Origin of the sequence: Candidatus Avelusimicrobium caledoniensis, assembly GCF_902756455.1 — a bacterium.
Classification (GTDB): domain Bacteria; phylum Elusimicrobiota; class Elusimicrobia; order Elusimicrobiales; family Elusimicrobiaceae; genus Avelusimicrobium; species Avelusimicrobium caledoniense.
The window spans coordinates 1-19,805 of sequence record NZ_CACVRB010000007.1; the positions used below are offsets into that span (position 1 = coordinate 1).

The window sequence follows — 19,805 nt, forward strand, 5'->3', positions numbered from 1 at the left end:
TTTATAAGAGTTAGGGCGTAATTCTACCGGTTTGATACGAACAATGCGGGTTACGCCTCTTACCGGGATCCCTCCCGCTAACGAAGGCGTAACACTGCTGAACAATAAAGAAAAACTGAGTAACAAAGCTAATAGTTTTTTCATAAATATCCTCGTAAAAATATTATTTTTTACAATCCTGATACTGTTATTCTAAATCAAAACAAGAACAAAAACAAGAGACAAAAGACCTATTTTTCTTCTAGGACCTTTTGACCCTTATTTCTGTCAAAGGTACAACTTAAGTATAGTGGAAAAAAAAGATTTTTCAAGGTAAAAATTTACCAATCGGCATCTTTCCCTAACACGGAAGTAGGCAACATTTCGCCGAAGGTCAGCGTGCGGGGAACTTCATGCACCGTTAAACGTTGGGAAAGAAAATGACGGATATCTGCCATTTGTTCCGGTCCGTATCCTTCGTTAAGCACGATAAACGCTTTGAGGCGTTCTCCTTCGTCCGGACGCATGAGCCGCACACGGCATTGTTTCACGGCGGGATGTTGGGACAAGACTGTTTCCACCCGTTTGGGCGAAACATTTTCGCCCGCTACTTGCACACATTCATCCAACCGGGAAACCGGATATAAAAAACGCTCGTTTTTCATAACCACTTGGTCGGGAAGCGGTTGCCATGCATTGTTGCCGCTACGTTTAACAAGCGGATTTTTTTCTTTACGGGAAATATCCCAAAACGGCAACATTTCAAACGGGGTACCGGCTTGGGTACGAAAAGCAATGGCCCCTGTTTCACTGGAGCCGTAAATTTCCGTAAACCGGGCCGCTCCGGCATCAAATAAACCGGCAATAATTTCATCTTTGCAAAGTGCCGTGGAAGAAAGCACATGCACATCGGCCGGAAATTTATTTTCACAACGCAGCCAATAATTCCAAAACGACGGAAACCCGACCACCAAATCGCCCGGTTGCAACAGCGTTTGCCACGATTGGGTCGGTATTGCCGGCAAGATAATAACGGGTACTTGTAACGCATGCGGTAAAATAACGGTAAAGGTAAACCCATATAGATGATTAGACGGCACCAACGAAACAACCCGCGTTACTCCGTCAAACAAACGGACCAACCCGTGCGCTTCCTCCCACATCATATTGACGGTATGCACACACTCTTTAGGTTGTCCCATACTGCCGGAAGTTAAAAAGACAAGTTGCTGGTTTTTAAGGAACGACGCATACGCATAATCGGTCATGCGCTCTAAGGTGGAAAAGGAACGCAACATGTAGCCAAACATGGTAGCGGCTTTTTCTTCCGCTATTTTTTTAACAGCCGACGGCAAATTTTCCCAAAGTCCCTCGGTATCGTCATCAAAAACAGCCAACGCGTCGGCCTGATGACTGGCCAACTCCGTGCGTAACAAATCGCCGATAATGCGGTAAATATCTTTTCGCTGTAACATAGTTATTTCGTCCGGTGCTCTTTGACGTACTGCGCCAACGCACCTAATGTTTGGAACATTTCACGGACCCGGTGCATATTTTCAAATGCAATACCGTAGCGTTTTTGCAACGATATAATCAGTTCCACGGCATCCAAGCTGTCTAAGCCGAGGCCTTGTTCGGCAAACAAGGGCGTACTCTCACCGCAACGGCTTAAATCTACGCCGCTTAAATCAATGCAGGACGCAATCATTTCTTTCAGTTCGTCAATCGTTTGTTGCACCTTTATTTCTCCGCAAATCTACCAGAATACATATATTTTATAAAAATGAAGTCCGTTCGTCCACGGCTTATTGGCTATTTGTCAACCGACTATTAAAAAACATAAAATATAGGTATAGTTATGCACGTCAAAGCACCCCGCATCAGTAAAAAATGGATGATTTTTTCCGTTACCGCCAACGGGACTTTTATGTCTACGTTATCGGCGGGCATTGTAAATATCGCACTGCCGACAATGTCCGAGCAGTTTAATGTATCTTTGGCCAGTATCCAATTAGTGGTCAGCTTATATTTACTCGTGCTAACGTGTTTGCTACCCGTATTTGGTAAACTCAGCGACTTATACAGCCGCAAATGGATGTATTTAGGCGGCTTTATAGTGTTTGGAGCGGGGGCATTGTTTGCGGCGATTGCCAACTCTTTTCTAACTATATTACTGGCTCGGGCGGTACAAGGTATCGGCTCGTCAGCGATGATGGCCACTTCCCAAGCGTTAATTGCGCAAGTGTTTCACGGCTCGTCGCGCGGGAAAGCGTTTGGGGCTATTGGCGCGGTGGTCGCGTGCGGTTCGCTGGCCGGGCCCGGCATCGGCGGAGCACTTATTCAAGCGTGGGGATGGCGGTCTATTTTCTGGCTGACAATTCCCATTTGTATATTAGGTGTGTGGCGGGGCATTTATTTAATTCCGCGTTTTAAAGGTAACAAACGCTTGAAAATGGATTACCTCGGCGCATTTTATTACACGCTAACCAGCTTTACCTTTTTATATGCACTAAATACCGCCGCCGAAAAGGGGTGGGGCAGTCTTTTTATATTGGGCTCGTTTGCAACGTCGTTTATTTTCTTTTTGTTATTTTTCAAGCGGGAACGTACGGCCAAATACCCGTTTATCGGGCTGTCTATTTTTAATATAAAGGCCATTTCGTACGGGTGTCTGGTCGCGATATTGGGCTACACCGCACTTTTTACAAACTCCGTATTATTACCTTTTTATTTAGCCGACATTATGCACTTGGATCCTATCCATATCGGCATGCTGATTTTACCCTTCCCAATTACATTGGCGATTACCTCGGCGGTATCCGGTGCGTTATGTGCCAAGTGGCCGGCACGCATTATTACAACGGCGGGATTTGTGTTACTACTTATTTCTACGCTGATGTTTGCGTTTATCGGCCAAGCACCGAGTTTATCTTATATTGTACTGGCGCAGCTGATCATGGGAGCCGGTAGCGGCACGTTTCAAGTGCCGAACAATAACACAGTCATCAGTGCCGCACCCAAAGGCAAATTGGGCGTGGTAGCCAGCGTCAATGCGCTTTCACGTAATATCGGCATGATTGGCGGAATCGCGTTGTCCGTAGCGATATGTGTACTGGTGCAACATTATTTGCAAGGACACGGCCTAGCGCACAACCCGGCTTTTATCGGCGGATACCAAGCGGCCATGTTCTTTGGGGCCGTGTGTTCGGTGGCGGGGGGAATTTTATCGGCCAAAAGGTAAATGGGTCTTTATTACCCGAACAAATAGGTCCAAATGCCCATTTCTTTTTTTTACATTTGCGCTATAATATAGGAGTATTTTAAGTAGCAAAGGAGACCTAACTGTGAAAAATACCATGCGTTTATTTTGCCTCAGTATACTACTGAGTATAGCCGCATTAAGTGCGCAGGCGGCCACGTTTTACCAACAACCCGACGGGGAAATTATTATGAATCTTTCCACCCCGGCCGATGCAACGCGTTTGCTAACATTATTCGGGAATAAAAAGCCCAGCCCGTTGCCTGGGGAAGAAGGGGGTCAACCGCTTGTTCCGCTTACGTTTTCCGAGCAAGATTTCAATCTCGCCCAAGCCAAACTGATCGCGTATGTGCGCGACGTAAACTGGAAAACGGGGTTTAACCTCACGTTACGTGATGCCGGATTTTTCCGCCGGTTGAAAATTATTTTTACCGGTGTCATGGAGTATACGCGGCCTTACCGCATGAGCGTAAGTGCCGTATACCCGGACTTGGAAAACCAACTGGCAGATATGGAAGATGAACTGATAACCGTTCTGCAAGATTACGCGACGGCCACGACATTTGATAGAGCCATTGAACTCTCTTTAATCGGCTTGCGCTACGCCATTTTAACCGATAAACCGTTCCTGCTACTTTTTGTGGACGAGGGCCAATATAACGAGTTAATCAATTTAGATAAACGGTTACAACCGGATAAAGCATCTGCTATTGAATCTTTGATGAATAATATGTATAAGTTTTTTGCGTATCGTGCCGTATATATGGAAAACGGATACGAACAACACGGCTATGACACGAATACCGAGCAACTTATTAAAATTGCCAAAATGGGTGACGGGGACGCTCTGCATACGTGGGAAAAATTAGCCGAATTTGCCGAAAAAATGTATATCTATGAGGCAAAAGGCGATTTGGACCCGGGCAAAGAACGCGACGTCCACCTCCCGCGGTTGGAATATGCCATGCGCCGTGTTAAACACGATTTAGATGTGGAAAAGAAAGCGGCCAACATCGCTTACAAAGACCCGGCTTATGAAGAAGTTGTGACGGAAGCTAGGCAAGAAGGTCCTAAACAACCGACGTTGAAAGAAGAAGCGTTGCAATTACTCCAACGTAGCACGAAAGAACAAATCAAGGAAATGATTCTCAAACATTGTCTTAACTAGGAGTATTTATGAAAGGCATTATTTTAGCAGGTGGGGCCGGCACCCGGTTATATCCGGCCTCGTATGCAATTTCTAAAATTTTGTTGCCGGTGTACGATAAACCGATGATTTACTATCCGCTGTCGGTGCTCATGCAAGCGGGCATACGCGAGATTTTAATCATCACTAACCCGGAAGACGATGCTAACTTTAAAAAGTTACTCGGCGACGGCAGTTACTGGGGGTTAAAACTCTCCTACAAAACACAACCCATTAAACGCGGTATTGCCGATGCGTTTTTACTGGGCGAAGAATTTATCGGCTCGGATAGTTGCGCGCTAATTTTAGGCGACAACTTATTCTACGGAAACGGCTTTGAGCGGTTGTTAAAAGCGGCGTGTTTGCGCAAAACGGGAGCCACCGTATTTGCATACGAAGTAGCCGACCCGCAACGCTTTGGCGTAGTGGAATTTGACAAGGACGGACGGGCCGTATCGCTGGAAGAAAAACCAAACGAACCCAAAAGTAATTTTGCGGTAACGGGGTTGTATTTTTACGATAATCACGTCGTAGAATATGCCAAAACATTAAAGCCGTCCGCACGCGGCGAGTTGGAAATTACCGACCTAAATAAACTATACTTGCAAGCCAACAATTTGCATGTTACCACGTTAGAGCGCGGCTTTGCCTGGTTAGACACCGGCACGCACGAGAGCGTGTTGGAAGCCGCCAACTTCGTGCGCAGTATGCAATTTAACCAAGGCGTAGAAATTGCGTGTTTGGAAGAAATTGCCTTGCAACACGGGTTTATTACACCGCAAGAATTAAAAGTGCAACTCATGGAACGGCCCGACAACGTGTATTACAACTTTGTACGGCGGCTTGTCAAAGAGAAATAAAAAAACATTTGTCATCCCCGAATGTTTGGCGGCCCGCAGGGTTCGGGGATCTGTTCCTCTTTCTGAAACGGCAATAAGGTTGAGATTCCCGACAACATTCCTCGGGAATGACATCTTTAATTTTTAAAGCCGCCCGTTTGGGCGGCTTTTTTTATGTTACTTTCAATTTCTACGGTAACGAAAAAATATTCACATAGGCCGGTTCATAGACAAGTGTACCACGCATTATTTTTTGGCAATAATCACCCGTCGTTTTTTCAAACGTAAGCGTCGTATTTGATTTCCACTCCGCGCAATAAAGCATATTTTTTTGCCAGTGGGGATTATTGCTGGAAAGATTGAAAATAAAACCGGCCCCGGCATAAGATCCTCTCAAACGGGTCGCATAGATTTCATTGGTATCGCTGTTATATAATTGTATAGACCAATCTTCGTTAGAGCGGGCATCGGTCGCATAGGATATAATTTTAGTGTTTCCGCTCCACGCTATATCAAGGTCCAACTCATCAAAGGTCCGGGCATATTCGCCGCTGGCCATATAATACGCTTGCGCGGCTTGGGCTACGGCTTTAACAAGAGTAATTCCCTGCGTGGCTTTGCTTTTTTCTACAACTTTTTGATATTGCGGCAACGCCACCGCCGCTAAAATACCGATGATTAACACAACAACTAATAATTCAATGAGTGTAAATGCCTGTTTATTTTTCATATTCTGCTCCTTTTTAATAGCTGTTACCAACAAATAAAATGTAGCAAAAAAAAAAACGATGTCAAGCTTTATTTTTCTTAGGCGAAAAAACAAAAAATACCCTCGTTATATTTCGCGCAGAAACATGGCGGGATGAGAAACAAGGGGAAACAGCGAAAGGGACGGCCCGCCGCCCCAAAGAATGACATTGTAGAAGATTGCCTGATTTGTCAGATTTGAGATAGATTTGCGCCGCTAGTTGCCCGTATAGGCGTGGTGGTAATCACGTCAAGGGCAAGGCGGCGCAAAGATACTCAAATGTGGCAAATTGTTGGCCCTAAAGAGCAACGAAACCTAAAACATTTTGTTTTAGGTTTCGTGCGCAAAACGCAAGATAACATCCGTCGTTATCTACTAATAATTTTCCGGGCGGATCATAAAATACGCTTGCGGGTGATTACACACGGGGCATACTTCGGGGGCTTTTTCGCCAATGACTACGTGTCCGCAGTTGGCACACTCCCACATCACAATACCGGCTTTTTTAAACACTTCGTTCGTTTCCACATTCTTTAAAAGTTTGCGGTAGCGTTCTTCGTGCATTTTTTCAATTTTGCCTACGGCTTCAAACATAAAGGCCAATTTGTCAAAACCTTCTTCTTTGGCTTCTTTAGCAAAGGTGGCGTACATATCGGTCCACTCATAATTTTCGCCGTTGGCGGCATCTAACAAGTTAACGGTCGTGGTGGGAATATCGTTATCATGCAAGGCCTTGAACCACAATTTAGCGTGTTCTTTTTCGTTGTTGGCGGTTTCTTCAAAAATTTTTGCAATTTGAACAAACCCTTCTTTTTTCGCCTTAGATGCGTAGTACGTATATTTGTTGCGGGCCTGAGATTCACCGGCAAAAGCGGTCATCAGGTTTTTTTCGGTTTTAGATCCTTTGAGTTCCATTTTTCTCTCCTATTTTTTTACAAACATACAGCGCGCTATTTGCGACACCGTTTGCAAATTCCTTTGTACTGCAAATTGATTTGACGCACGTCCCCGCATAAAAACGCTTCCTTGAGGGGGAGCATCATGTGGTCCAAGTTATAAAAAATATCATACACTTCGCCGCAATGTGAACAAATAAAATGCGCGTGCGGGCGCAAGTCTCCGTCAAAACGTTCTTTAGCGGGTGTCCCCACGCGAATCAAAAGTTCCATTTTCTCTAACGAAGAAAGGGTACGGTATACCGTATCCAACGATACATTGGACAATTTATGGCGCACTTGCTCAAACACATCTTCTGCGCTGGGATGACTGCGCGACGAAGCCACCGTTTTAAAAATCTCACGGCGTTGGTTTGTGACGCGCAACCCGCGTTTACGGCAATGTTGTTCAAACACCGCCAGGCGCGAGGCGATTTCTTCCGGTGCAAGCGTGGCAATAGGCATAAGCTTATCCGTAATTTTTCCTAAGTAAGTATATCATATTTTGATAACTGTGATTTTTTTGCTATGCTTTACGTAAGATGAAAAATAATGCGTATTACCATACCGCTATTATCGGAGCAGGCGCAAGCGGACTGTTTTGCGCGGGCAGCTTTGATGCTCCCAAAATTGTATTGGAAGCCAATGCAAAACCTGCCTTAAAAGTAAGTGTGTCAGGCGGAGGAAAGTGTAATTTTTCCAACCGTTTTATTTCCGCGTCCAATTACACCAGCCAAAACAAACACTTCTGTAAAAGTGCGTTGGCCGCGTTTAAACCCACCGATTTTACTGCTTTATTAGACGAAGAACATGTCCCGTGGGAAGAACGCGCCAACGGTCAACTTTTTGCAAAAAACGCCCAAGATATCGTACACTTTTTAGTCAAACGCGCCCAAGCGCACCACAGCGAAATTGCTTTAGGCATACGCGTATTAAGCATAAAAAAAGACACCACCGGCTTTGTACTTTTCACCTCAAGCGGGCCGGTACGCGCCCAACATGTGGTATTGGCCAGTGGGGGCGTGTCTTTTCCTGCCTTGGGGGGGAACAGTTTTTCCGGTAAAATCGCACGTCAATTTGAGCTGAATTTTATAGAGCAACACCCGGTATTGTGCGGGCTTACTTTCCCTAAAAATTTACGCCCGTTATGCACGCAACTGACCGGAAACAGTTTGCCTGTACGCATACGGCAAGGCAAACATATTTTTGAAGGGCAACTGCTCTTTACGCACGACGGTATCAGCGGCCCCGCCGTATTGCAACTGTCGCTTTTTTGGCAACCGGACTTGCCCGTAGAGATTGACTTCCTGCCGAATCAAAATGCCGCGGAAATTTTGGTCGCACATAAAAACTCCACGCATACGCTTTCATCGGTATTTGGCTTGCCGCATAAACTAGCCAAAACCTTATTAGCAAGTTGCGATGGCCCGCTTGCTACCGCCACGCGCGAACAACTGCGCACCGCCGTACAAACCCTTCACCATTTTTCGTTTACCGCCACAAGTACCGCCGGATATACCAAAGCCGAAACTACCGCCGGAGGCATAGATACACGCGAAATAGATTCCTCCACATTGCAAGTACGCCGCGAACCCGGCTTATTTGTTACCGGAGAAGCGTTAGACGTAACAGGCAACCTAGGCGGTTACAATTTGCATTGGGCATGGGCCAGTGCTTTTGCGGCCGCCCAAGCGTTGCGTCAACGTTTTTAAATAAATTTATCCAACGGTAAACGGATGAATTTTGATATAATTAAAGTAGATTAACAGGACTAATTTATGGATATCAGAGAACCTCATTCTTTTATTGCTTTATTTTTTGCCAGTTTTCAACTTATTAACCGCGCATTCGGTGCGCTGTTTGGTTTTGCGCTAGCCGCTATTATCGGCTACGGGTTAATTGTCGCGCTTACCTTCACTCCCGTACCCCAATTTGTAACGGCATTGTTGTTGGCGTTTTACTCTATCTTTTTGACCGTTGTATTTTTTAAACTCTTAGCCGCTAAAGCAGAAGAAGATAATTTGTCGCTACCGGATTTATCCGCTTCTTCGTTATTACCCACGATATACATGATTATTTTGTTCCTGTTATTAGGCTTCATCGCTCTGTGTGTCGGCTTTGTTCAACGCGTGATAGGTACAGATCCTTCTCTGCCGGTACGTATCGTTATGGGTGTAGTAGCTTTCATTTTTTACGTAGGCACTTTTTTTGCACCGCTCGTAGTAGCCGTACGGGAACAAAACCCCATCGCCGCGCTTGTGTACGGGTTCCAGTTGTCCAAACGTCATGTGTTTTACGTAATAGCCACCCTAATTCTTATGGCCTTAACTCCCACAGTGATTATGGGGGCAATCGGGTATGGTTTGTACGTAACAATTCCGCTTTATTTTGCCGACAGTTTTAATTTAGCCCACTTGTCTGCTCCGTGGATAGGGGTAGGGGTAGTGCTTGTGCTTATCGCTCTATTTATACAACTGGCCATGGCCGCCTATTATGTGCTCGTCTTTTTAAACTTAGACTACCGAGACAACCGTTTAGCAACGCCCGAATTGCCCCAAGCGCAAATTACGCCGCAACCCGGGCAAGTGTTGCCGCCCGGAGCAGGTCCGGCCGCCCAAACCTATCAGGATATGCAAGTTACCAAAGCGTCTGTAAAATCTAACGCGACCGAAGATTTATTAGACCAGCATTTAGACCAAGTTTACCAACCAAAGAAGGAAGATATGGTGCAATATACCGAAGAAGACCGTATGCCTACCATCCTGTTTGATGACGACATGGCCCAACAAATGGAGTTGAATCGCCAAAAATGGGAACAAGAAAAAGCAAAATCGCATAACCGGGGAAATGCCGACCATAACGAAGGCGACTCTCCGATTAAAATATCTAAATAATTTTTTAGAGCGGCTAAGTCCGCTCTTTTTTGTATAGAAATAGCATGGAAAACTTATTTTTGCAAATTTTTAATGTATTAGGCGCGCTGGCGATATTTTTGTTCGGCATGAAAATCATGAGCGACGGTTTGCAAAAAGCCGCCGGAGAGAAATTGCGCCACTTGCTTGCCGTAGCCACTTCCAACCGTATAGCGGCTACTCTTTCCGGAGCTGTGATGACGGGGCTTGTGCAATCGTCCAGTGCCACCACCGTCATGGTAGTAGGGTTCACCAGTGCCGGTTTACTTACGCTGTATCAGGCCTTAGGGGTCATCTTCGGTGCCAACATCGGCACGACTACCACCGCGTGGATCGTCAGTTTATTCGGGTTTAAAGTACAAATTTCGCTGTTTGCTTTGCCGGTAATTGCTATTGGTTTTTTTGCACAATTTATTTCTAACCGGATTTTAGTTCGCCGTTTGGGCGAAACACTGGTCGGATTTGGGTTACTTTTCTTGGGACTGGAACTGATGAAAAATGCTATCCCGGCCGATTTTGCCCAACACCCGCAACTGGCCGCTTGGCTGAAGCAATTTAACCCGGACAGTTTCTTTCATCTGCTTATGCTCATCCTAAGCGGGGCGGTACTGACGGTTATTTTACAATCGTCCAGTGCCGTTATGGCCATGACGCTTACGTGCGCGGCGGCGGGCATTATTCATTTTCCGGCGGCTTGTGCACTCGTACTGGGGGAAAACATCGGCACTACTATTACAGCCAACCTAGCCGCTTTAGGCGCAAGCAACAACGCTAAACGTGCGGCCTTAGGACACTTTTTATTTAACTTTATCGGCGTATGCTGGGTAACCTTGCTGTTCCCGCAATTTATCCGGTTGGTTGACTCCTTCGTGCCCGGTTCGCCCTATGCACAAGAAACAGCCGTGCTTACCGCCATATTGCCGTATCATATTTCTGCGTTTCATACGCTATTTAACTGTTTAAATACGTTACTGATGTTGCCGCTACTTAAGCCGCTGGCCCGCTTGACATTGCTGTTTATCCCCAAAACCAAACGGGAGGATAAAAACGAATATGATTTGCAATTCTTGGCCACCGGGTTTATGCAAACGCCGGAATTAGCCCTTATCGCGGTGCGTAAAGAAATTGAACACATGATGCGGTTGATTACCCAAATGACAGACAAATTGATCCATGCCGTCAAAGTAGAAGATCCGCAGATGTTTACCCAACTCATTGCCGATGTGAAAGAATCGGAACAGGCCACCGACGTATTGGAACATAAAATCAATTTATACCTAGCTAAGTTGATTCACGGGAACATGTCCCGCCATGCCGTAGCGCAAGCATTTTCGCTCTTAGACATACTTAACAGTATTGAACGCATGGGCGATTGCGGCGAAAAAATTGCCCGCATTTTGGAAAAATTCCACACGCAAGAACCTTTTTCCGCCAGTGATATTGACGATTTGCAACGCATCGCCCGGCTGACAAAACAAGTTACCAAGCTTACCCGTAAAATACTGATAGATTTTCCGCAAGATACGCTTGCCTGGCGTAAGCAAGCCCAAGCAAATTTGGCCCAAGCGTTAGCAGACGAAACCCATTTAAATAACCTACGCAAGCAACTCTTGCGCGATCGGCGCGAGCGTATTTTAGCCGGACAAACCGTATCGCCCGACGCGATTACCGCATACGCGGATATCTTAAATAATTTTGAACGCATCGGCGACTATGCATTGCGTATTGATGAAAATTTGCTCAGCCGCTATACCAAGGAGAAAACCGTATGAATTTTAAACCCGGTATACTTTGGACGGACGTAAAAACTTTTTTCCCCATGCTGTGGGCCATTTTACGCGGCAAATATAAAATGCCGTGGAGCACACTTGTATGGGCATTTGTTTGTGTCGTATATTTAATCAGCCCGATTGATGCATTGCCTGACGTCCTGCCGTTGTTGGGCATTACCGATGACGGTGCTTTTGTAATTTGGGTGCTTACGTTACTGCATAAAGATTTAGTGGCATTTCGCCAACAACAAGCCGCCACATCGGCGGTTATCTTAGAAGCCGAGGTTATTAAAACAGAAAAAAATAATTCTGTTTCAAAAAAATTATGAAAAAACTTATTAAATTAGCCAGTATCCTTTTCTTGTCGCTAGCCGTGCTGTGCGTGATGGGGTTAATTACGTTGCGGCTGATGTTCCCGCCGGAAAAAATTAAACAGATGACGTTAACCTACGCGCAAAACACGCTCCACCGTGAAATAAAATTTGACTCCGTTTCTTTTAATTTAATCGGCGTTACGCTAACCAATTTTGCGATGTCCGAGGAAAATTCGTTTGCACAAGGCACTTTTGTAAAAGCTGACCGCGTAGAAGCCAAAGCCGCTTTGTGGCCGTTACTTAGAAAACGGATAGAAATTGCCGCCGTGCGCATAGACGGGTTAGACGTATTTATCCAAAAAAATAAAGACGGCTCTTTTAACTTTGACAGTTTTTCTTCCAACGGGGAAACACCTACCGATCCCGAACAACCCGCGGACGAACCTGCGGCCGGACCTCTGAAGATAACGGCTCAGTTAATTAAAATTCGCGATTGCGATTTTTACTATAAAGATTTGCAAACCGGCTTATCCAGTGCGCTGGAAGATTTGGATATCCAGCTGGCCAATGTGGCGTTAGATAAACCGTTCCCAGTGACGATTTCGTTTACCAGCAAAACCAAAGATAAGACGGGCTTATCAGTTTCCATACCGGTCAACATTGCGCTTAACGTGTTTTTAGCCAACTTGGAAATGCCCCAAGCATATGTGGAAATTTCCAACGCACAAGCCCAGTACAATCACATTAAACTATCGTTACAGGGGAAAGCAGAAAATTTGGAAAACCCGCACGTAGACATTGCGGGAACTATTACCGGGATAGACAATTTCTCGTTCAAAGATTTTTTGCCCGATCTGCCTAATTTTACGTTACCCGCCTTGCACATACTGCTCAAGGCCGATGCCGATTTGGATAAATCTTCCGCCACCGTTCACAATGCCGCGCTGCGCATTTTGGACAGTGCACTAAGTACCAACGGTATTATCGGATGGGGGGGAGAAAATGTTACGTACCGCCTAAGCGGAAAATTGCAGGCCGACATCGCCCAAATCGTCAAAATGACCGACGACACCGGCTTTGACCCCAAAGGCACGCTCAGCGGCACTTTTACCGCTACCGAGAAAAACGACGGGCAAGATGTCAGCGGCTCGGTAACACTCAAAAATGTCAGCGCACTTTACCCGCCTTTTACATTGACAAACACTAACGGAATCATCAAAATCAACTCTTTAGACGATATTTCCTGTGCTTCTTTAACCGGACTTCTGAACAACGAAAAGTTTACGGGCTCGTTTGCGTACAAAAACATCAAAGATGTATTAGATTTAACCTTAAAATTAAATTTGGATAAATTGACACTCACGCAATTCCCGTCGTTTGACCAACCTGCCGAAGATACTATTTCATCCGGCACACAAACGGTTACTCCGGATTCGGCCGCTGCCGAACAAACATACATGAACATCAAGGCCGATTTGGCTATTGGTCCCGTCAGCGTACCGTACTTCCGCACCGACGGCGTTACCATACAATCGGCTCTTACAAACGTCAGCGCGGATATGCAAAAAGCAAACGGTACGGTTTCTTTTGCACTTCAGCCCGGGGCCATTACGGATATAGAAAATTTACTCAAGCAAAGCAAAGCCGTGCGTATCATTTTACTGCCGCTGGGGTTACTTAACAAAGTGGGTAAAAAATTAAATTTAAATCTCTTTGAGGCCGAAAACCAAGCCAAAAAAGGCGAAATTGCCATGACCAAAGCCGAGGGGAAATATACGTTTACTAACGGCGTTATGAACATTGATACAACCACATTTGAGTCTTCCCTTACCAATTTAAACGCAAGCGGCACGGCTGATTTTAACACAAACGCACTCAACATGAAGGCCTCGGCCACCTTGCTGACGAAACAAACGCCCGTTGTTATTAAAATCGGCGGAACGATGGATAACCCAACGGGGAAATTAGACGTACTGCACACGGTTACTTCGGTAGTGGGGGGCATTTTAAGTTACCAAACCGCCAAATCGGCCGCAACAGGCACCGCGGGAGCCGCTACCTCTGCTGCCGAAGGAGTATCTACTGTGGCGACGGAAACAGCCAAGGGCGTTTCCGTTGCCGCCAAAGATACCGCTCAAGCGGCCAAAGCTACCGTTAAAGCCATCGGCAATTTATTTAAGAAAAGCGAACCCTCCGCCGAAGAAACATCCGCCAAATAAACCTTTCGCTGTTCATCAGATACGACAAAAGGCCCAGAGAAAATCTGGGCCTTTTGTCCCTTGTTACATACGTATTTTTCCCTTATACTGTTAGAAGAGGTTAACGCTATGCAAAAACGGTTTACTTTATGGTTGGTCTGTGCGGTGCTTTTCACCCTTGCTCCCTATGCCGCGGCGCAAGGGAAGTTTCGCGTGGCGCGTCCGTCCTCGTTTAAACCGACCGTTAAGGTGTCTCAACCGGCATCCGCAAGACCCTCTTTCCAACCGTCCGTTTCTGTTTCTAACCCAAGCGTCCGGGGAGCTGTCCGTGCGCAAGGAACTTCTGCCCCGGTTCAGTCCCCTGTCCCGCTAACGCCGCATACGTGGCAAGCCCCTACCGCGGCCTTTCCGTCGCAACAATTGCAACACGGCGTGCAACAACGCATTAACGCCGTTGAAACACAAAAACGTATCGGTCCTGCCGCGGGTGCCAATAACTACGTACCGCCCATGCCTCCGGCAAACACGTTGCAGACGTTGGACTTCCCGGAAGATGACCGCCCGTTATCCGAAATTTGGGGGCTTAATAAACTTTTCATCAGCGAGCTGGAAAAATTTGACGGCCGTCTGTTTGAGATTTCCGATAATTTGGAAAACATCCAAAACGCACTAGCGCAAGGGACCCAACTTTCCCCGCAACAATTCTCACGCGTTCAAGCCGCTGCCATTTATTTCCGCTCGCTTACCTACAAAGAGGTATCCGATAAAAAAGTGTGGATGTCTGCGGAGTTTCGCCAACATGCCGCGGTGTTACGCTCGCCGTTGGCTACCGAACAGGCATTTTTTATTGAACAAGACATGTATAAAGAAAGTTACAGTTTTGACGAAGTACCGCAAGAAAAAGGATATATTCCCACTTTTATCGGAAATGCAACCGGTGATTTGCCGTATCAAAACATCCGCAATGCGTTCCTGGTTGCCGAAAGAACCGACCAACCTATCTTTGTCAAATGGACCACCCACGGTGAAATTGACCCGGCGGGGAATTTCTATTTTCTACTGGGGGACCCGGGGTCAACTAACCGCATTTACACCAAACAAGTGGTGCAAGATTTGCAATTACTGCGCAACGTAACCGGTGCTCCGGAAATTAACTTTCAAACCGATGCTTGCCATGCCGGACAGTTTTTAGATGAATTTATGGCCCTGCCCGAAAATGTACGCCAAGGGATCAACGTGTTCGTGCTCGCGGGCGGACGCATGCAAGTAAATAATCAGGGGGAAGAACTTTTCAACCGCGTGCGCGACGTCAAACAAACCGCGAAAAACCAACAGTTATCTTATTTGTTACAGCACATGGGTAAAAACGGCAACATTTTCGTACGCGGATATGTAAACGGACACGCTTTCAACCCCTTGGAACAAGCCGTCAAACGTGCCCAAATGGAAAATAGCCCCTTATATGCACAACTAGATCCATTACTCCGCGTGCAAAACGCCGCAACCGTCAAAGAAACCAAAAGTGTGCTATTGGAATACCAATTTGACGGGCACGGCAGTTGGTGGCCTAGCTTTGCGGGAGACGGGTTTGATACCCAGTGCCTCTTTGCCGGGTTGGAACAAGACATTGTCAACTACGTGCGCGCGACCGGACAAAAAATGCTGCATGGCAAACCTTTATACGAGTCACTCGGTGAACAATGGGGGCTGCCGTCCTTATCCGTCAATCAATTAACACCCGCACACCAACAATTGGTGCAAGTTTCAAAGGATTTGGAACTCATTAAATCGGCCGCTACATTGACTCCGGATCAACGCCAACGTGTTCAAAATGCGGAAAATTATTTCCGTTCTCTCCCATTGGACGAAGCGGTCCGTTTTGAAGTTCAACTCTCTGCACAATTTCGCCAACACGCGGCCGTGTTACGCTCGCCAACTGCCACGGAATATGCGTATTATATTCAAGGGTATCAATACGAACATTTGTACAAAAAACAACAATCAGCTGAATGGGAAGATTTATCCGAGGAAGAAGGATATATTCCCACCGTTATCGGGGATCCAAAGAACGGTTGCTCGCTGACGGAAGTAACTCAAGCTTTTAAAAATGCCGCCCCCACGGATAAGCCCATTTTCGTACAAGTAGCGGCTCACGGCAACGTGGATCAAGCGGGCCGGTTTCGTTTAGGGTTGCAAAAAGCAACCGTCTCTACGCAAGAGCTGATTGCGGCCGTACAGCGTTTACGCACGCAAACGGGCGCGCCGGAAGTGAATGTCCAGTTAGACTCGTGTTTAGGCGGCTCTTGTCTGATAGAATTTGCCCAGTTGCCCGCCCAAGAACGCGAGGGCATCAACCTGTTTGTACTGGCCGGAACCCATAACTATAATTACTTTGATAAAGAAACATTGGCGGCCCGTTCACGCGGCAACGAAAACAATTCTATTGCCCTAAATCTGACGGGTGTACTTTTACGCAACATCGCGGAAGGGAAAATTCTTGCCGGAGCTTACATCAACGGAAAACCTTTCTTGCCTATGACCCATTTAATACACACACAGGAACCGACCTCTTTTGAGATGGAGCTGTTATATGGCGTCGGCTTAGACCAAACATCCGCCGGGCCGTCCGGGCCGTTCGTGCTGAAAAACTTGGAAGAAATGCAGAAGAAATTTAAAGCAGATAAAGAAACCTACCTGCGCCCGGTGTTCAATTCCGCGTTGCAATTAGGCCACCTCTTCTTTGGCGACGCATTTGACCGCATGGTAAAAGACGAAAATATTAACTTATAAATTCACTTACTATAAACGAACCCGTATAAATTTCATATAATAAGTTATATGGGTTTGTTTTTATTAGGACTTACAAATTTAATTTTCCCGTTGGGAGCGTTGGGCGTCCTTTTTGGCTTTTTGTTTTCCGGCCGCCGGGGCGTGCTCAAGCATTTGTGGCAAGAACTGCAAGAACGGTTCGGCTTGGAAAAAGAGGGAACTCTTATCCAAGGAGCCGTTTGGTTGCATTGCGCCAGCGTAGGGGAAGTTTTATCCATTAAAGAGCTTATTGCCCAACTGCACGATTTTTACCAGCGCGATATCTTAATTACTACCTCTACCCAAGCCGGCAAAGAAACCGCCCTTAAAAACCCGCTTGTTAAACAAGCCGTACTCGTGCCGCTTGATTTTTACCCGTCGTGCCGACGTTTTATCCGTTTGGCTAAGCCGTACCGCTTGTTTGTAATAGAGCGCGAAATTTGGCCCAACTTGTTAGAAGCCGCGTATCAAGCCGGCGTTCCTACCGCTATATTAAACGGGCGCATTTCGGCCAAATCTGCCCGGGCCTACACGCTCATTAAACCTTTATTCAAACGGCTCTTAACCCACTTGACGTTTGCGGCGTTGCAAACAGAAGACGACGCCAAACGCTATTGTTCGTTAGGTCTGCCCGCCGACCGATGCCACATCTGCGGCAACGTAAAATATGACTCTTTAAACGAAAACCCCACCCGTACCGCCGAAGTGGACCAACTGCTTAGTGCGTTAAATTGGCAAGGAAAACCGCTTTTGGTGTTAGGCAGTACACACCCGCAAGAAGAAACGATGTTACTGCGCGCCGCGCCCGATTTTATTAAAAAAGGTATCAAAATTATTTTTGCCCCGCGCCACTTGGAACGACGGGCCGAAATTCGCGACACTCTGCGCCAGAGCGGCTTAGCACACGCTTTTATGAGCGATAACGATTTATCTAAAAATGCCGATATTGTTTGTGCCGATGTCATGGGTTTGTTACCCTCTTTATATGCCCGCGCCACGCTGACGTTTGTGGGCGGATCTGTCGCGCCGCGTGGGGCACACAACTTACTGGAGCCGGCTATTTTGGCTAAAACGGTATTATTCGGAAAACACTTTTTCAATGCCCCGCTTACCGCCCAAGCGTTATTGGAAACGGGTGGGGGAATTTTAGTAAACGAATATACATTTAAATCTACCGTTCTGCGTTTGGTAGAAGACCCGGAACAACTGGAAAATATGGCCCAAAAAGCCCGCAACACCGCTTTAAGTTTTAAAGGAGCAACCACAAAAATCAATCAAGTGGTACAAAACTATGAACGAAAAACAAACTGAAACAAACCCTAATATCCTCGTGCTTCGTTTGTCGTCTTTAGGCGACATTGTGCTTTCGGCACCCGTCTATAAAAACATCAAGGCCGCTTGGCCCAACGCACGCATTACGCTGATGGTCAAACCGCAATTTGCCCAAGTGTTAGCAGGCAATCCGTACATTGACGAAATTATGGTTGCCAAAAAGGGCTTATGGGCTAACGTGCGCCAAATCCGTGCGGGTAATTTCACACACCTGCTTGATTTGCACGTAACGTCTAAGACGATTTTACTTAGTTTCTTTAGCCACGTGCCTAATCGTATCCGTTACGACAAAAATTCGCTGGACCGCCGGTTATTTGTGCACTTCCGCAAGACCTCACCGCTACTGAAAGACAGCCACAATTTGGACAAATACCTCGCCGCGTTAAAAGCGTGGAACATTCCGATAAAATACCGCGAATTGCAACTGGGCGACTGGGCCTATAAAAATGTGGAAGGCAGTGGCAAAAAAATCAATACGATTGCCATTTTCCAAACCTCGTTTATCGGCGACAGCGTACTGACAACTCCGCTTATTAAAAAAACAGCTAAACTGTTCCCGGATGCTAAAATTGTGGTCATCACCCGCCCGCAAACGCAAGATATTTTCCGCCCGCTTAAAGAAGTATCGCAAATTATCTTAAACGATAAGAAAGGATGGAACAAAATTGCCGGCGTGTGGAAAACCGCCAAAGCCATCCGCGATACGCACGCTGACATTTTGCTCGTGCCGCACCGCAGTTTCAGAAGTGCGCTGATTGCGTGGCTTTCGCGCGTGCCGATACGTATTGGGTTTACGTCTAGCGAAGGGTGGTTTTTCTATACTAAAACCGTACCGTTCTCTTGGATGATTCACGATGCCGAGCGCAACCTGTCGCTGTTGCAAGGAATCGCCAAAGAAAATTTCACCGCTGAAAAATTAAACATGAATTACGCCCCGTCCGCCGAAGAAAACGTGGAACGCTTAATCAAAGATTTTAATTTGGAAGGCAAAGTGCTTATTGGTATCCACGCGGGTAGCGCATGGCCGACCAAATGCTGGCCTATGGAATATTTTGTCAAACTCATCAGCCGCTTACAAACCGAACTGGGCGTGCAAGCTGTGCTCGTGGGCGGCGGTAAAAAAGACACCGACCTGGGCGAAAAAATCTGTCAACTTGCCACCGGCCACGCCGCCAGCTTGTGCGGTAAAACGAGCTTGGCCGATTTGATGGCTCTTATGCAACACTTCAAATTGTTTATTACCAACGACTCGGGCCCCATGCACATCGCTACCGCCTTTGGCGTGCCGACGTTGGCTATCTTCGGGCCGACGACACGCGAACTCGGTTTCTTCCCGTACGGGGAAGGGCACCGTGTTATGGAAGTGGAAAATTTGCCGTGCCGCCCGTGTGCTTTACACGGGGGGAAGAAATGTCCGAAAAAACATTTCAAATGTATGCGCGACATTTCGCCGGACACCGTGTTTGACAACGCCAAAGAAATGTTGGAGAAAGCCGGCGTTCTTCCGGTAAAGAAATAAAAAA

At 46.5% G+C, this 19,805-nt stretch carries 16 protein-coding genes; 11 read left to right on the forward strand and 5 right to left on the reverse strand.

Annotation, left to right across the window (positions count from 1 at the left end):
• Nucleotides 1-320: 320 nt before the first annotated feature.
• Both ACQY2W_RS02510 and ACQY2W_RS02515 read right to left on the reverse strand, forming a co-directional pair.
• Nucleotides 321-1,454 carry an AMP-binding enzyme gene (locus ACQY2W_RS02510; protein WP_428049039.1) on the reverse strand — a complete coding sequence of 378 codons (1,134 nt, stop codon included), beginning with the start codon at nt 1,452-1,454 and terminating at the stop codon, nt 321-323.
• Between the two features lie 2 nt (nt 1,455-1,456).
• Entirely contained in the window at nt 1,457-1,717 is a 261-nt protein-coding gene (locus ACQY2W_RS02515; RefSeq protein WP_428049041.1) for a phosphopantetheine-binding protein, read from the reverse strand.
• A gap of 120 nt (nt 1,718-1,837) precedes the next feature.
• Between ACQY2W_RS02515 and ACQY2W_RS02520 the strand changes: the two genes are divergently transcribed.
• The 3 genes from ACQY2W_RS02520 to rfbA all read left to right on the forward strand — a co-directional run bounded on the left by ACQY2W_RS02520 (nt 1,838) and on the right by rfbA (nt 5,284).
• Nucleotides 1,838-3,220 carry an MFS transporter gene (locus tag ACQY2W_RS02520; protein WP_428049043.1) on the forward strand — a complete coding sequence of 461 codons (1,383 nt, stop codon included), beginning with the start codon at nt 1,838-1,840 and terminating at the stop codon, nt 3,218-3,220.
• Nucleotides 3,221-3,323: 103 nt separating this feature from the next.
• Nucleotides 3,324-4,406, forward strand: a complete 1,083-nt coding sequence (locus ACQY2W_RS02525) for a hypothetical protein (RefSeq protein WP_428049045.1) — start codon at nt 3,324-3,326, stop codon at nt 4,404-4,406.
• 8 nt (nt 4,407-4,414) lie between these two features.
• Nucleotides 4,415-5,284 carry a glucose-1-phosphate thymidylyltransferase RfbA gene (gene rfbA / locus ACQY2W_RS02530; RefSeq protein ID WP_428049047.1) on the forward strand — a complete coding sequence of 290 codons (870 nt, stop codon included), beginning with the start codon at nt 4,415-4,417 and terminating at the stop codon, nt 5,282-5,284.
• A 169-nt stretch (nt 5,285-5,453) separates the two neighbouring features.
• Here rfbA and ACQY2W_RS02535 read toward each other — a convergent pair whose 3' ends face one another.
• The 3 genes from ACQY2W_RS02535 to ACQY2W_RS02545 form a co-directional block, all read right to left on the reverse strand.
• Nucleotides 5,454-5,993, reverse strand: coding sequence for a type IV pilin protein (locus ACQY2W_RS02535; protein ID WP_428049049.1), 540 nt, complete (start codon nt 5,991-5,993; stop codon nt 5,454-5,456).
• Between the two features lie 393 nt (nt 5,994-6,386).
• Nucleotides 6,387-6,926: a rubrerythrin gene (rbr, locus tag ACQY2W_RS02540; RefSeq protein WP_428049051.1), complete on the reverse strand. Its 540-nt coding sequence runs from the start codon at nt 6,924-6,926 to the stop codon at nt 6,387-6,389.
• Between the two features lie 35 nt (nt 6,927-6,961).
• Nucleotides 6,962-7,411 carry a Fur family transcriptional regulator gene (locus ACQY2W_RS02545; RefSeq protein WP_428049053.1) on the reverse strand — a complete coding sequence of 150 codons (450 nt, stop codon included), beginning with the start codon at nt 7,409-7,411 and terminating at the stop codon, nt 6,962-6,964.
• Between the two features lie 77 nt (nt 7,412-7,488).
• On the opposite strand from ACQY2W_RS02545, the gene ACQY2W_RS02550 reads away from it, so the two are divergent.
• The 8 genes from ACQY2W_RS02550 (at nt 7,489) to waaF (ending at nt 19,801) form a co-directional block, all read left to right on the forward strand.
• A complete protein-coding gene (locus tag ACQY2W_RS02550; protein WP_428049055.1) occupies nt 7,489-8,658 on the forward strand; it encodes an NAD(P)/FAD-dependent oxidoreductase in 1,170 nt (389 codons plus the stop codon).
• A gap of 66 nt (nt 8,659-8,724) precedes the next feature.
• Entirely contained in the window at nt 8,725-9,840 is a 1,116-nt protein-coding gene (locus ACQY2W_RS02555; RefSeq protein WP_428049057.1) for a hypothetical protein, read from the forward strand.
• Between the two features lie 44 nt (nt 9,841-9,884).
• Nucleotides 9,885-11,630: a Na/Pi cotransporter family protein gene (locus tag ACQY2W_RS02560; RefSeq protein ID WP_428049059.1), complete on the forward strand. Its 1,746-nt coding sequence runs from the start codon at nt 9,885-9,887 to the stop codon at nt 11,628-11,630.
• Entirely contained in the window at nt 11,627-11,959 is a 333-nt protein-coding gene (locus ACQY2W_RS02565) for a YkvA family protein (RefSeq protein ID WP_428049061.1), read from the forward strand. Before ACQY2W_RS02560 ends, ACQY2W_RS02565 begins: the two co-directional genes overlap by 4 nt.
• Nucleotides 11,956-14,163: an AsmA family protein gene (locus ACQY2W_RS02570; RefSeq protein ID WP_428049063.1), complete on the forward strand. Its 2,208-nt coding sequence runs from the start codon at nt 11,956-11,958 to the stop codon at nt 14,161-14,163. Before ACQY2W_RS02565 ends, ACQY2W_RS02570 begins: the two co-directional genes overlap by 4 nt.
• A gap of 108 nt (nt 14,164-14,271) precedes the next feature.
• Nucleotides 14,272-16,932, forward strand: coding sequence for a hypothetical protein (locus tag ACQY2W_RS02575; protein WP_428049065.1), 2,661 nt, complete (start codon nt 14,272-14,274; stop codon nt 16,930-16,932).
• A gap of 48 nt (nt 16,933-16,980) precedes the next feature.
• Nucleotides 16,981-18,261, forward strand: a complete 1,281-nt coding sequence (locus ACQY2W_RS02580) for a 3-deoxy-D-manno-octulosonic acid transferase (RefSeq protein ID WP_428049067.1) — start codon at nt 16,981-16,983, stop codon at nt 18,259-18,261.
• On the forward strand, nt 18,242-19,801 hold the full coding sequence (waaF, locus tag ACQY2W_RS02585; RefSeq protein WP_428049069.1) for a lipopolysaccharide heptosyltransferase II: 1,560 nt from the start codon (nt 18,242-18,244) through the stop codon (nt 19,799-19,801). Before ACQY2W_RS02580 ends, waaF begins: the two co-directional genes overlap by 20 nt.
• Nucleotides 19,802-19,805: the final 4 nt, after the last annotated feature.

Excerpts from the sequence above, each read along its gene's own strand:
- waaF (WP_428049069.1), top strand. The coding sequence starts at position 18,242 with ATGAACGAAAAACAAACTGAAACAAACCCTAATATCCTCGTGCTTCGT.
- ACQY2W_RS02510 (WP_428049039.1), bottom strand. The coding sequence starts at position 1,454 with ATGTTACAGCGAAAAGATATTTACCGCATTATCGGCGATTTGTTACGC.
- ACQY2W_RS02565 (WP_428049061.1), top strand. The coding sequence starts at position 11,627 with ATGAATTTTAAACCCGGTATACTTTGGACGGACGTAAAAACTTTTTTC.
- rbr (WP_428049051.1), bottom strand. The coding sequence starts at position 6,926 with ATGGAACTCAAAGGATCTAAAACCGAAAAAAACCTGATGACCGCTTTT.
- ACQY2W_RS02535 (WP_428049049.1), bottom strand. The coding sequence starts at position 5,993 with ATGAAAAATAAACAGGCATTTACACTCATTGAATTATTAGTTGTTGTG.
- rfbA (WP_428049047.1), top strand. The coding sequence starts at position 4,415 with ATGAAAGGCATTATTTTAGCAGGTGGGGCCGGCACCCGGTTATATCCG.
- ACQY2W_RS02575 (WP_428049065.1), top strand. The coding sequence starts at position 14,272 with ATGCAAAAACGGTTTACTTTATGGTTGGTCTGTGCGGTGCTTTTCACC.
- ACQY2W_RS02580 (WP_428049067.1), top strand. The coding sequence starts at position 16,981 with ATGGGTTTGTTTTTATTAGGACTTACAAATTTAATTTTCCCGTTGGGA.
- ACQY2W_RS02550 (WP_428049055.1), top strand. The coding sequence starts at position 7,489 with ATGAAAAATAATGCGTATTACCATACCGCTATTATCGGAGCAGGCGCA.
- ACQY2W_RS02570 (WP_428049063.1), top strand. The coding sequence starts at position 11,956 with ATGAAAAAACTTATTAAATTAGCCAGTATCCTTTTCTTGTCGCTAGCC.
- ACQY2W_RS02545 (WP_428049053.1), bottom strand. The coding sequence starts at position 7,411 with ATGCCTATTGCCACGCTTGCACCGGAAGAAATCGCCTCGCGCCTGGCG.
- ACQY2W_RS02520 (WP_428049043.1), top strand. The coding sequence starts at position 1,838 with ATGCACGTCAAAGCACCCCGCATCAGTAAAAAATGGATGATTTTTTCC.
- ACQY2W_RS02560 (WP_428049059.1), top strand. The coding sequence starts at position 9,885 with ATGGAAAACTTATTTTTGCAAATTTTTAATGTATTAGGCGCGCTGGCG.
- ACQY2W_RS02555 (WP_428049057.1), top strand. The coding sequence starts at position 8,725 with ATGGATATCAGAGAACCTCATTCTTTTATTGCTTTATTTTTTGCCAGT.